General features: G+C 43.1%; 13 protein-coding genes and 1 other RNA gene. 7 read left to right on the forward strand and 7 right to left on the reverse strand.

The window, feature by feature from the left end; genetic code table 11:
- Positions 1 to 91: 91 nt before the first annotated feature.
- The 3 genes from NSQ66_RS10320 to NSQ66_RS10330 all read right to left on the reverse strand — a co-directional run bounded on the left by NSQ66_RS10320 (position 92) and on the right by NSQ66_RS10330 (position 2737).
- Positions 92 to 1303 carry a putative glycoside hydrolase gene (locus NSQ66_RS10320; RefSeq protein WP_076098402.1) on the reverse strand — a complete coding sequence of 404 codons (1212 nt, stop codon included), beginning with the start codon at positions 1301 to 1303 and terminating at the stop codon, positions 92 to 94.
- A 231-nt stretch (positions 1304 to 1534) separates the two neighbouring features.
- A complete protein-coding gene (locus tag NSQ66_RS10325) occupies positions 1535 to 1723 on the reverse strand; it encodes a hypothetical protein (RefSeq protein WP_036689649.1) in 189 nt (62 codons plus the stop codon).
- A gap of 180 nt (positions 1724 to 1903) precedes the next feature.
- Positions 1904 to 2737: a YitT family protein gene (locus tag NSQ66_RS10330; RefSeq protein ID WP_076140920.1), complete on the reverse strand. Its 834-nt coding sequence runs from the start codon at positions 2735 to 2737 to the stop codon at positions 1904 to 1906.
- Positions 2738 to 3072: 335 nt separating this feature from the next.
- Between NSQ66_RS10330 and NSQ66_RS10335 the strand changes: the two genes are divergently transcribed.
- Positions 3073 to 4725, forward strand: coding sequence for a DEAD/DEAH box helicase (locus NSQ66_RS10335; protein ID WP_036689288.1), 1653 nt, complete (start codon positions 3073 to 3075; stop codon positions 4723 to 4725).
- Positions 4726 to 4852: 127 nt separating this feature from the next.
- Here NSQ66_RS10335 and NSQ66_RS10340 read toward each other — a convergent pair whose 3' ends face one another.
- A complete protein-coding gene (locus tag NSQ66_RS10340; RefSeq protein WP_036689290.1) occupies positions 4853 to 4951 on the reverse strand; it encodes a hypothetical protein in 99 nt (32 codons plus the stop codon).
- 186 nt (positions 4952 to 5137) lie between these two features.
- On the opposite strand from NSQ66_RS10340, the gene NSQ66_RS10345 reads away from it, so the two are divergent.
- The 3 genes from NSQ66_RS10345 (at position 5138) to NSQ66_RS10355 (ending at position 6818) form a co-directional block, all read left to right on the forward strand.
- Entirely contained in the window at positions 5138 to 5974 is an 837-nt protein-coding gene (locus tag NSQ66_RS10345) for a DUF624 domain-containing protein (protein WP_036689293.1), read from the forward strand.
- A gap of 103 nt (positions 5975 to 6077) precedes the next feature.
- Positions 6078 to 6269: non-coding RNA, 6S RNA (gene ssrS, locus NSQ66_RS10350), on the forward strand.
- A gap of 159 nt (positions 6270 to 6428) precedes the next feature.
- Complete coding sequence (locus tag NSQ66_RS10355) at positions 6429 to 6818, forward strand: DUF1499 domain-containing protein (protein WP_036689295.1); 390 nt, start codon at positions 6429 to 6431, stop codon at positions 6816 to 6818.
- 189 nt (positions 6819 to 7007) lie between these two features.
- On the opposite strand, the gene tpx is transcribed toward NSQ66_RS10355, so the two are convergent.
- A complete protein-coding gene (gene tpx, locus NSQ66_RS10360) occupies positions 7008 to 7526 on the reverse strand; it encodes a thiol peroxidase (RefSeq protein WP_038569826.1) in 519 nt (172 codons plus the stop codon).
- A gap of 117 nt (positions 7527 to 7643) precedes the next feature.
- On the opposite strand from tpx, the gene NSQ66_RS10365 reads away from it, so the two are divergent.
- Entirely contained in the window at positions 7644 to 8279 is a 636-nt protein-coding gene (locus tag NSQ66_RS10365) for a rhomboid family intramembrane serine protease (RefSeq protein WP_076140978.1), read from the forward strand.
- A gap of 4 nt (positions 8280 to 8283) precedes the next feature.
- The gene (locus NSQ66_RS10370) at positions 8284 to 9198 is read left to right on the forward strand and encodes a LysR family transcriptional regulator (protein ID WP_036689300.1); all 915 of its coding nucleotides are present in this window, start codon (positions 8284 to 8286) and stop codon (positions 9196 to 9198) included.
- A 36-nt stretch (positions 9199 to 9234) separates the two neighbouring features.
- Here the strand turns inward: NSQ66_RS10370 and NSQ66_RS10375 are convergent, their stop codons facing one another.
- The gene (locus NSQ66_RS10375) at positions 9235 to 9906 is read right to left on the reverse strand and encodes a zinc metallopeptidase (RefSeq protein WP_036689302.1); all 672 of its coding nucleotides are present in this window, start codon (positions 9904 to 9906) and stop codon (positions 9235 to 9237) included.
- A 35-nt stretch (positions 9907 to 9941) separates the two neighbouring features.
- Positions 9942 to 10373 carry a MerR family transcriptional regulator gene (locus NSQ66_RS10380; RefSeq protein ID WP_036689305.1) on the reverse strand — a complete coding sequence of 144 codons (432 nt, stop codon included), beginning with the start codon at positions 10371 to 10373 and terminating at the stop codon, positions 9942 to 9944.
- 548 nt (positions 10374 to 10921) lie between these two features.
- Here NSQ66_RS10380 and NSQ66_RS10385 point away from each other — a divergent pair.
- Positions 10922 to 12316: an ammonium transporter gene (locus NSQ66_RS10385; RefSeq protein ID WP_036689307.1), complete on the forward strand. Its 1395-nt coding sequence runs from the start codon at positions 10922 to 10924 to the stop codon at positions 12314 to 12316.

Here is a 12316-nt window from a genome sequence, read left to right on the forward strand (position 1 = left end):
ATAGTTCAATAAGTTTCCGTTAAAAGACCCGGCAGACGCCGGGTCTTTAGCATACATATATCAGATCAGCTATAAATAATAAGGGCTGTATTCATTGTTTTTCGTAATCAACATCGGCAGTATAGCGATTGTTGGCGTTCCAGAGAAGGAACTCATCCACGTTCTCATCTTTTAAAGCGCGGATTTGATCTTCCACCTGTTTTTTACCATATTTCACATAATGACCACTTCCGAGCCAGCTTGCTGTAAAGTCTTGAATCCAAGGTCGAATAACGGGTTTATAGCTGCCCAGTGGATCAAGCTTCTTATGTGTATCAACCATGGAACCTTTGATTGTAGCGTAAGGATCTAAGTCGGGCTCTTTCACGCCAAACCATCCCGTTGAATAGTGGCTTGGATAAACCATTGGACTGATAACATCCACATTCTTGGATATTTTAACAAAGTCTTGGCCAATACCCTCAGCAGGGGCAGATGCGGCATATCCAAAAATATCTACGGACACACGGACACCAAGTGGAGCTAGCTCTGCTTTGGCATATTTAACAAAATTAGATACGATTTCTACGCGTGAGTCAGTGGTTTTAGTGTATTTAAGGGTATCAGCACGTTTTTCGAATCCTTCCGGAAAGCGAACATAGTCGAACTGAATTTCTTTGAAGCCGAGCTTAACAGCTTCCTTGGCGATATCCACATTGTATTTCCACACATCTTCATTATAAGGATTAACAAAGCTGTCGCCGCCCTTATTCTTCCATACAGTGCCGTCAGTATTAACAAAAGACATCTGCGGGTTCTTCTTGGCAAGAATAGAATCTTTAAAAACAACAATCCGGGCGATAGGATAAACATCATGTTTCTTCAAACGTTCCATTAACTTATTGATATCTCCAATAAAAGGCTGAGGGTTACCGAGCTTCTGGAGGTCGGCATTATCGGTCTTATACGTGATATAACCCGCATCGTCCTTAATGTCTATAACCATTGAGTTAAGTTCGGTTTGGTCAAGCAATGTAAGCAGCTTTTCCATTCGTTCCCCACCAGCACTGTAGGCGGTAACATAAATGCCTTTTACTTTGGGTGCGTCTGGTTGTGGATCGGTGTGTAACATACTTTCTGAGTTTGTTGCTTCAGGTGAAGCGCTTGGAGCTGGAGTTGCTACATTCGAATTGTTGTTTTGTTGTGCAATGATGGGGGGATTCATGGCGGACTTCAAAGCGATCGCCACTTCAGCGTCATGTTGATTCTGTTGTACGCCTACGCTTCCCAAGGCCATCATCAGTAGAGCCCAGGTGATGTTCATTCGTTTTTCTCTCCCTTTATGTACTTTCCCCTAAATTATATAGGAACGGTTGCTCCCAAAAAGAACAGTGTTGTAACAATATTAGCTCAGATTGGGAATAAAAAACCGCCTTTGTTGTTTATAAACGAGATGTATGGATTCGAAACGGTATGAAAAAAGTAAATGCCGCCTTAAATCGGCAACAGGGCCGAACCCAAGGCGGCAACTATCAAGACTTCTCTTGCGGCTTGCTCATTGAAGATACGCAGAATTCTGATGTTCACAGATGCTGTAATGGATAATATCCATGGCATCTGCAGGTTCCAGAATACTTAGCCCGTCTCGCAGAACGATTACTGAATTTAATTCGTCCTGTTTGAGAAACGGCATCATATCAGGATACCACCTCATGACGATTGCTGACAGTTTTACCGTTTCCATTTCCACAAAAATCACCCTTTCCTTTTTCGATAGTTCTGAATAGATTCAGTGTTCATCGGAAAACGAAGTGCTTTGGAAAAAAGAGGGGTAAATCTCAATCTTTATGAAATTGTTAGGGTTCTGCGTGTGTATAATATATCATAATTCTGAGGCTGGTGCATTTTCCAATACTAGGAATTTTTATTTCCTCATTTTGTCTTTGCGGAAGGAACCCATAACACCCACTGTTTCAACAATATTTACAAAAGCTTGAGGATCTGTCGTGCGGATGATACGTTGCAGCTCTGCTAGTTCGTAGCGGGTTGTTACTGTCATTAGCATGTCCTTTTCAACGTGAGAATAAGCGCCTTCTGTTTTAATCTTTGTGACACCTCGTTGAAGGCCTATCAGATGTTGCAGTAATTCATCTGTACGGTTTGTTACAATATATACGGTTACCTTTAAGTGGCTGATATGAATCATATCCAACACTTTACCTGTTACATATATAGATACCATTGATGAAAGTGCTAAATTCCAGTTCTGGTCAAGATAAGCGGCCGCCAGGATAACAAGTCCATTTAAACTTACTACTACATTGCCGACCGGGAAATCTCGGTATTTAGTGATAATTGAACCCAAGATGTCAAAACCTCCGGAAGAACCTCCTGCACGGAAGGAGATACCGCAGCCAATCCCAACGAGAACGCCGCCAAATACAGAGGACAGCAGCATATCTGTAGCTACCAGATACTCGGGAATCACCGTTAAGAACCAGGTTGTAAACACAACAGACAACATGCTCATAATAATAAATCTCCGGCCTAACTGGAACCAGCCTGCAGCCAACAGAGGAATATTAAAGAGCAAGTATAGAAGGCTTATGTTTAATGGGGTGAAATAACCCACTAACATGGAAAGCCCAGATACACCACCACTTAGTAAACGGTGTGGAATTAAAAATAGATTAAATCCACTGGCGATCAGTGCTGCCCCTAAAAAAACAACCAAACAATTCAAAATCTGTCTTAACAAGTAAATCCACCCTTATATATATATTTAAAAAAATAAAACATGAAAGCAATGAAAAGAAAGGAACCCACTGGTATTCTCACATGTGTTTGTGATATAATGTATAGGATATTCTTGAGTAGAACGTTACAATGGTATTTTTGCATTGCATCGGATGTAAAGCTACAGTTGCTCAGGTACAACAAGGTACCTGATGATTAGGGAGGCTTTTCGTCCCAAAAGCGCTATATCATGCAGAAAATAGAGCATGATTGGACAGCCTATAAATGTGTTTACCGCTACTTAAGAATACAGACAAGCATGTGGAATGTCCACTGTATAGAAGGAGCATGAATAATTTGAAAACATTCGCAGAATTTGGCTTGGAGCCAAAAGTGCTACAAGCAATCACAGAGTTAGGATTTGAGGAGGCAACACCGATACAGGAACAGTCGATCCCATTAGCATTGACTGGGTCGGATCTGATCGGTCAAGCTCAGACTGGTACAGGTAAGACTGCTGCTTTTGGTATCCCCCTCATTTCGAAGATTAACCGTGAAGACGAAAAAATCTTGGCCCTTATTATGGCACCAACACGTGAGTTGGCCATCCAAGTGTCAGAAGAAATTGGCAAACTAAGCCGTTTCAAAGGTCTTCGCTCGTTGGCGATTTATGGCGGACAGGATATTGGACGTCAAATCCGTGGATTGAAAAAGAAACCACAAATCATTATTGGTACACCTGGTCGTTTGCTCGATCACATCAACCGTAAAACGATCCGTTTGGATGATGTTCAAACCGTTGTATTGGATGAAGCAGATGAAATGCTGGATATGGGCTTTATGGAAGATATTCAGACTATCCTGAAGCTCGTTCCTGTAGAACGTCAAACCATGTTGTTCTCTGCTACAATGCCACCAAACATTCAACGCCTAGCTCAACAATTTCTTAACAACCCGCAACATGTCTCCGTTATTCCGAAACAAATCAGTGCCCCACTGATTGATCAAGCTTATGTGGAAGTGCCTGAGCGTCAAAAGTTTGAAGCTCTTAGTCGTTTGATTGATATGGAATCACCTGAATTAGCTATCGTATTCGGACGTACTAAGCGCCGGGTTGATGAGCTTGCTGAAGCTTTGCAAAAACGCGGATATTCTGCTGATGGATTGCATGGTGACTTGTCACAGAACCAACGTGATGCTGTAATGCGTAAATTCCGTGATGGCAGCATTGACGTGCTGGTAGCTACTGACGTAGCGGCACGTGGTCTGGACGTATCCGGCGTAACTCACGTAATTAACTTTGACTTGCCACAAGATCCTGAAAGCTATGTACACCGTATTGGTCGTACAGGACGCGCAGGTAAAGAAGGTACGGCTTGGTCATTCGTTACTCCACGCGAAATTGATCACCTGCATTTGATCGAACGTGTTACTCGTCACCGGATTACTCGTAAACCTTTGCCAACAATGGCTGAAGCTATTGAAGGTAAACAACGCGTTACTGCTGAGCGTTTGCTTGAAGTGGTAGAAAGCGGAGAGTTGAACGAGTACAAAGGAATTTCTATTCAATTGCTTGAGCAATATGATTCCGTACAATTGTTGTCCGCAGCTATGAAGCTTCTCACTGGCGACAAGAAGGATTCCGCAATTGAATTGACTCCTGAAGATCCGATTCGTGCTAAACGTCGTGGTGGCAAAAACGATATCCGCAGTGGCCGTAAACCTAATGGTGGTTATGGCGGAAACCGTGGTACTTCCGGTGGCAGCGGTAGCGGTGGCGGATACCGTGGTAACCGTGATAATAACGGTGGCGGTAGTCGTGGTGGCTATAGCAGCGGTGGCAGCAACTACGGTAGCGGCAGTGGCGGCTATGGCGGTGGCTATAAAGGCAACCGTGATGGCGCACCAGCTCGTGACGGTGGTGCAAACCGCAGCGCAGAGCGTAAACCATACACTCGTCCAAGCAGCACGAGCACTCGTCCTGCAAAACGTGAAGATTTCGATAATTAATACTTCGTCAAGATACCAAAGAAGACGAGATGCCGCATTGCGGTTCTCGTCTTCTTTTTGCTGAAATATAAGGATGTTTGGTGAATTGTTATGTCCTTAGTAGGGCGCGAATTTGTTTTGTGTGATATTAGTATCCGAATGTACGAGTGATGATAACGAGCAAGATAAACAATACGAGGATCGTGCCTGTAGAAGTCCAACCGCCGAAGCCAACAGGTGTAGACATGAGATAACCTCCTTTAGAATGTGGGGATTTTGGTATTTCTTATGGTTACAATCCTAATATATGGACTATAAAGGCTTTACGTATAGACGATAGTCTATAATTCAGAAAGTTGGGCTATGGAAATGAGGAGGTCAAATGAGGTATAGTTAAGATATGTAGTATGTAAGAGACAGAGGAGGAAGGGAATTGGAGTTTAAAGGAGCAATGGGCGGCTTATACCGCGTGACAGAATGGATTTCACGTATCGCAGGCAGTAATATCTTATGGGCACTATGTTCCGCCCCGTTTTTGTTTTTTGGTGTTTTAAAGATGATTATGTTAGGGACAGGCGCAGGTGGAGCGAACGAGCAAATTACATTGAACTGGGCAATGGGGATTTTAGCGCCCTTTACGGTGTTTCCAGCTTCAGCCGCTTTATTTACCGTAGTGCGTAAATGGGTAATGGGGAATACGGATGTAGGAACTTTTCGTACATTTTTTCAGGGGTATAAAGAGAACTATGTAAAAAGTATGCTCGGAGGAGTTATCTATACATTGATGTTCGTTGTTATGTACGTTGATGTAACAGTTTACATGACACAAATGCCTAACTTCAGAATTGTTGGTATTTTGATGTTGGTGCTGATGATACTTTTGTCGGTATCCATGTTTAACTTCTTTTCCATTGTGGTTCATTACCAAATGGGCTTCAAGCAAGTGATGACCAATTCTATATTGCTGACTATAGCACGCCCAATTCGTGTGTTCTCTACATTGATTGCAGCCGCAGTTCTTGTTTATATCGGTCTTAGATATCCGGCTCTTTATTTCATTTGTATTCCAACGTTGATTGCAATGGCGGCCTTCTTTAACTTCTACGCTACTTATAATAAGCTACAGCTGCAAGTAGAAAAGAAGAAGCTGAAAGAGCAGGAAGAAGCAGAAGCAGCAGCATTGAACAATCGGAATGAATATGACGACGATGACGACGATGATGATGACTACGAGGATGAAATTGATGAAAAGGACACCAAACGCATTTAACAAAAAACTGGATTAGCGTTGGATATTTCCAGGTAATTAATTCCTGTGTAAAAATAAAGCGCATACAGGTTTACTTTTTCGTTAAAACGCAATATAATAATAACAAATCCTGCGATGTACGTTACGGTTACTCGTTGTTTTGAACCAATGATAATGTCTTGGGAGATCTACACGAAGCGCAGCTGAACCGCCCTGTCTATATGACTTGGGGAATTCAAAAACGTTTTCTGCGATCACCCACCTGCTCTAGCAGGTTCAGAAGACACTGTAGCCGGACGGCATAAGCGGGTTTTCTCTTGTTTAAGCCAAGGCGCCCTGTTTCCCGTGAATAATGGGAGCGGGCGCTTTTTTGTATGTCTGGAATAAAGGGAAAGTGAGTTATACCCTTTTGTTCCTGAGACAAGAGTGTTACACTTAGAATAATGAACTTGGGATTTGTAGAGGGGGAAGAATTTTGTCGTTAAAAAGAACCTTGGTTGGCTTATTCCGCAGTCATGATGGAACAAGCGACCGCGCCAAAGATCCGACATTAAAAACGCGTTATTACAATCTAACTAAAGACAAAGCATGGGAAGAAGTTTCATCGACTTTAAAGAAAGTTCCTGGATTTAAGGTGCTTCACGAAGTGGAGTCTGTAGGTGAGATTACTCTTGAGAAGAGAACGGCATTTGGCCGTACGCTGGACATTACGGTATCGGTGCTTAATACGACGCCTGTTCGTTGTGGTGTAGATATGTATTCTGCATCTAGAGGTTCACTTGGTGATCTCGGGGCGAATTACCGTGTGATTCAACGCTTGTATGCATCTTTGGACAAAAAATTAGGAAAATACAAAGCAGACTGATTTTTAGAGGCCCGTCAAACCCTTCTTGCTTAGGGATAGTATGAATGCGTTTACGTAAACGGTGAGCTGCTCAGTGTGTTATCGATAAATCTTTCTATTACAAAAAAAGCGGGAGAAGGATGGACCTTCTGCCGCTTTTTTAACAGAGATTATTAAGTATTGTTGTAATAACCGCTACTGATTGGAGAATTAGAGCAGCTTCTTCACAGCAGCAATAGCATCTTCATAGTTAGGGTGCTCGGTCATTTCACTCAAATATTCAACATATACGATCTTGTCGTTCTTATCCAGAACAAAAATGGAGCGCATATCTAAGCGGAATTCTTTAATCAGCACACCATAGGCTTGTCCGAATGAGGTTGCTTTGTGATCGGATAGAGTAATAACTCGATCGATGCCGGCAGCACCGCACCAGCGAGCTTGGGCAAACGGCAGGTCCGTGCTTACAGTGAGAATTACCACATCGTCACCAAGCTCTGCGGCTTCACTGTTGAACCGGCGGGTCTGTGCGTCACATACCCCGGTATCAAGAGAAGGGACAACACTGATCAGCTTGATTTTACCGGCATAATCACTTAGAGACACGTCTTCCAGGAGATTTTTGCTCAGAACAAAATCGGGTGCAGGATCACCAGTTGTTAGCTTAGGTCCTACGAGAGTGATGGGGTTGCCTTTAAAAGTAGCTACGCCTGTTTTTTCTTGCGTCATATCCTTGTTTTCCTCCTCGAATTATAATATTGGATTCTTACTGCCACAATAAATTATAATCTTAATAGCAGGAAGATGTCCAACCGGACAAGATATATATGTAAAGGGATGGGTGTTATGATATTTATTCGGTACGAAAATTGGAAAAGTTATGTCCGGTATTATCCGGTAACCTGTCTGCTCATATTGGCCAATGTGATCATGTTTATCCTTAAGGCAGTTAACGGAGGATCAACAAATATTCAAACGCTTGTTGATTTTGGTGCTATAGTTGATGTGAGTCCGTACAAAGAGGAACTGTGGCGCTATCTGGCCGCTATTTTTTTACATAATGGGTTTTCCCATCTGTTCTTTAATTGCTTCGCTCTCCTGGTGTTTGCACCGCCTCTGGAGCGATTGCTGGGCTGGTGGCGTTATGCGCTGCTCTATCTGGTGGGCGGATTTCTGGCAAATGTGCTTACAATTGCGATTAGTGCTCGCTCAGTAGTAGAGTTTGGTACGGTCTCGGTTGGTGCTTCTGGAGCAATCTACGCCATTTATGGTGCATTTTTATACATTGCAGTTATTCAACGGGCTATGATGGATGAGGGCTCGCGTAAAACTTTATATGGATTGTTAATAATCGGGATCATTATGTCGTTTGCTACACCAAATGTGAATTGGGTTGCGCATCTCGGAGGTTTGGTTTCTGGCTTTTTCGTATATGGGCTAATTATTCGTATATTCAAAAAAAGCCTAAGACAGGGGCGATGATGGAGTGGAGCTAAGACAGCTGCAATATTTTTTAAAGGTAGCTCAAAAAGAACACGTAACAAGAGCGGCAGAAGAGCTTCATGTAGCGCAGTCTGCGGTAAGCCGTCAGATTCATCAGCTGGAGCAAGAGCTTGGGGTTGATCTATTCATGCAAAAAGGGCGCAATCTGCAGCTTACGCCTGTTGGACAGCTCTTTTGCAAGAAGGTTGAGAGTATCCTTAAGGAGCTGGAGCATTCGGTAAATGAGGTGCATGAATTTCTGGATCCTGAGCGTGGAGAGATTCGGATCGGATTCCCGCATAGTCTTGGTACACATCTCATCCCGACTATCGTTGCAGATTTTCGTAAATATTATCCTCATGTCAAATTTCGTTTTAAACAAGGATCTTACCCTTCTTTGATAAAAGACGTATTGTCTGGAGAAGTGGACTTAACTTTCATTTCGCCTTTTCCGGAGAATGATGAGCATGTCTCGGGGGATATTGTAATGACTGAAGAGTTGTTTGCGATTCTTCCTCAGAATCACAGGTTGGCAGGAGAGTCTGAGATCCGGTTGGAACAGCTGCAAAAAGAGAAGTTTGTTCTATTCAGCCAAGGCTATTCGTTAAGACCTATCGTTTGGCAAGCTTGCTTGCAGGCGGGATTTCAACCGCAGATTGCATTTGAAGGCGGAGAGACCGATACCATTCGTGGTTTGGTGGCCGCAGGGATGGGTGTAAGCCTGCTTCCGGAGATGGCGTTCTATCAGACGAATCCTCTTCAACCAGCTCAGGTGAGGGTTGTGGAGCCTGCGGTGACGAGAACGGTTGGCTTGATCTACCGTACAGATAGTAAATTGCCGCTGGTGGCACGTTCCTTTCGGACTTTTTTAATCTCCTACTTTAAAGCTAGACAAAATAATACCCCGGTCGGCTCTTAGCCTTCCGGGGTTTTTGTTGTTTAGAGGTATGCGATATTAGTCGCGGTTGCCTAAAAAGACGGTGATTAAGCGAAGCAGTTCAAGCAAGGATACTAGAGCAGCGGCAACATAAGTTAATGCAGCGGCGTTGAGAACCTTTGCTACTCCGCGTTCTTCTTCGTTACGGATGAAACCTTGTTCTACCATGACCTGACGAGCCCGGTTACTGGCGTTGAATTCTACAGGCAGGGTTACGAGCTGGAATGCAACAGCAGCTGAGAAGAAAATGATACCCAAGCCTATAAGATTAAAGTAACCGAAGATGAAACCTGCCATCAGCATGAAAGGCGCGACACCTGATGCGAAATTAACTACCGGGAACATCCGGTGACGAAGTGTCAACATAGGGTAACTTACTTTATGCTGAATCGCGTGGCCTACTTCGTGACAAGCGACAGAGATTGCAGAGATGGAGCTTTCATAATACACAGGCTCTGATAAGCGTACAACCCTGTGGATGGGGTCATAATGGTCTGAAAGTGTGCCTCTTACAGGTTCAATCGGAACATCGTGTAAGCCATTGGCGTCGAGCATACGTCTAGCTGCTTCATATCCAGTCAGGCCGTTCGAATTAGCTACCTTCGACCATTTGCTGAAGGTTCCTTTAACTCTAAACTGTGCCCACAATGAGAAAAGAAAGGCAATAATTACTAACAGGTACATAAACATAGGTGCATTCCTCCACTGTATTGTAAATATGGTATTTACATTGGCGGTCCTTGCGTAAGCAATAGCCGGATCGCTTCCATGCAGGCTAATCCCTGAGGGAGCAGATTTGAAAGTACGCGACTGGCCTGTCCTGGCTTCAAACCACTTATAAGAGGTTCAAGGGCTTTTACTTCCCGTTCTAGCCGCTGCATTTGCTGCTCTAACTCGACTAATTTATCAGAGACGTCGGTTTCTGGTGTTGCCTCATTCCATTTGCCTAGCATAGATTTGATTTCTTCCAATGAATACTTGTCATGCTTTAATTGAGTAATACGTTCTAAAGCAGCCAAGGTTTCATGGCTGTATAGCCGATAATTTTTGGTGCTTCTAGATTCCGGGGAGATTAATCCCAGTTTCGTGTAATAATCAATAGTTCGTTCACTAATGTGAGCAGCCTTAGCTAATTCTCCAATTCGATACAAAATCATATCCCCATTTAATCTCGCCTCACTAATTGAATACGACTGCCGATAAGTGGCGGTCATCTTCTAAATTGATGGTTTCTTATGCTATCTGTAATGATAACAAACTGGAAACCATACAGTCAAACGTCATACTTTCATAAAGTATATGCAGTAAAGAAGGGTTAATTCATGAACGGTGATCTGTAGTTTCTATACAATACACTCAAACTCAAAGGGATATCAAATTTGAAGAATGATTGGGGATGAAAACTATAAGTTACCCCAATACATAACATTGAATGTTATGTATTTTGTGATTTTGGTAAAAGATGCGTTCAATAATTAGGTAATATAAATGAGATTGTACACGTAGTTATTTTAATGAAAATGCAGCTAGAATCAGGCCTTTAGGACCTCTAGTTCATTAGTACTGTGAAAATTTCGTGTGCTCAAATAAAATAAAATAAAAACATTCCCAAAATAGTCTTGTCAATTTACCTGACTTCTGATTATAATGACATTAAGAGTTTCACGCTTTGTTAGAAAATATAACATTGGGGAGTGGGGTAAAAATGAAAAAGAAATGGTTGATGATGTTACTGGCCATGATTACACTGATGATTTATCCGGTAAGTGCTTTTGCAGCGGACGGTCCGACGAACGTTGACTTACAAGTCGGATTGGACACAGCGTTTACCTTCCTGGCATTCATTTTAGTATTCTTTATGCAAGCAGGGTTTGCAATGCTCGAAGCGGGTTCGGTTCGGATGAAGAATGCAGGGCACGTAGCAGGTAAGACAGTACTTACCCTGGCTATCGCAAGTCTTTGCTTCTGGGCTATCGGCTTTGGACTTGGTTTCGGTAACGGCAATGGCTTCTTCGGTACTACAGGCTTCTTGTACGGAGGAGATTCAACCGCAGCTTCTTTTGAATCACTTGCATTTTCTGATGTTACTTTAAATGTTAAATTCTTATTCCAAATGGCCTTTGCAGCAGTTTCCTTGGCTATCGTATCTGGTGGTATGGCAGAACGTGCGAAGCTAAGTGTGTATATCATTTTCGGAATTTTGTTCTCCGTCGTAATTTATCCAGTTGTAGCTCACTGGGTATGGGGCGGTGGCTGGTTGGCTGAGCTGGGAATGCAAGATTATGCAGGTTCCACAGTTGTCCATCTTACAGGTGCAACGGCAGCAGTGGTAGCAACCATATTGCTTAAGCCTCGGCTTGGTAAGTTTAATAAAGAAGGAAAACCAGTGATTATTCCAGGTCATAACCAAGTATTTACTGTACTCGGTGTTATTATCCTCTGGTTTGGTTGGTTCGGATTCAATCCAGGTAGTGCTTTGTCCCCAATGGGCGGTTTCTTCGGTCACGTAGCCCTAACTACGAACATTGCAGCAGCAGCAGGTGGTTTGGCAGCTCTAATTGCATCTTGGTTGTATTTTGGTAAATCTGATATTCCAGCGATGCTGAATGGTGTTCTGGCTGCATTGGTTGCAATCACAGGAGCATGTGCTTTCGTTGATCCATGGGCAGCAATCATTATTGGCTTTGTAGCCGGTGCTTTTACATTCATGACTTCCCAATGGCTGGAACGTGCAGGGCTTGATGATCCAATCTATGCTTTCTCGGTGCATGGTATTGCGGGGATGTGGGGTGCAGTTTCAACGGGTCTGTTCGCTGTACCTGAGCTTATTACTAAAGGCGGCTTGGTAGGTGAAGCTGGGTTGTTCTACGGTGGCGGTTTCCATCAACTAGGGGTTCAAGTGCTGGGTGTGGTAGGAACATTTGTTTTCGTAGCCGTTCTTTCTTTCATCATCTTATATGTAATGAAGGTAACTATCGGACTTCGTGTTACAGAAGAAGAAGAATTGATGGGTCTGGATATCAGTGAGCATGGTACTTACGGATACCCTGAACAAATGAAATTGATCGCAGATTCGGAATCCAAAACCCTTAAACAATAA

It is taken from the genome of Paenibacillus sp. FSL H3-0329, from assembly GCF_037963285.1.
In the GTDB taxonomy this organism is placed as follows: Bacteria; Bacillota; Bacilli; order Paenibacillales; family Paenibacillaceae; genus Paenibacillus_AQ; species Paenibacillus_AQ odorifer.

Bases quoted from the DNA above. Each gene is read 5' to 3' on its own strand.
- tpx (WP_038569826.1), bottom strand. From the start codon at position 7,526: ATGACGCAAGAAAAAACAGGCGTAGCTACTTTTAAAGGCAACCCCATC.
- NSQ66_RS10325 (WP_036689649.1), bottom strand. From the start codon at position 1,723: ATGGAAACGGTAAAACTGTCAGCAATCGTCATGAGGTGGTATCCTGAT.
- NSQ66_RS10385 (WP_036689307.1), top strand. From the start codon at position 10,922: ATGAAAAAGAAATGGTTGATGATGTTACTGGCCATGATTACACTGATG.
- NSQ66_RS10340 (WP_036689290.1), bottom strand. From the start codon at position 4,951: ATGTCTACACCTGTTGGCTTCGGCGGTTGGACTTCTACAGGCACGATC.
- NSQ66_RS10380 (WP_036689305.1), bottom strand. From the start codon at position 10,373: ATGATTTTGTATCGAATTGGAGAATTAGCTAAGGCTGCTCACATTAGT.
- NSQ66_RS10365 (WP_076140978.1), top strand. From the start codon at position 7,644: ATGATATTTATTCGGTACGAAAATTGGAAAAGTTATGTCCGGTATTAT.
- NSQ66_RS10320 (WP_076098402.1), bottom strand. From the start codon at position 1,303: ATGAACATCACCTGGGCTCTACTGATGATGGCCTTGGGAAGCGTAGGC.
- NSQ66_RS10375 (WP_036689302.1), bottom strand. From the start codon at position 9,906: ATGTTTATGTACCTGTTAGTAATTATTGCCTTTCTTTTCTCATTGTGG.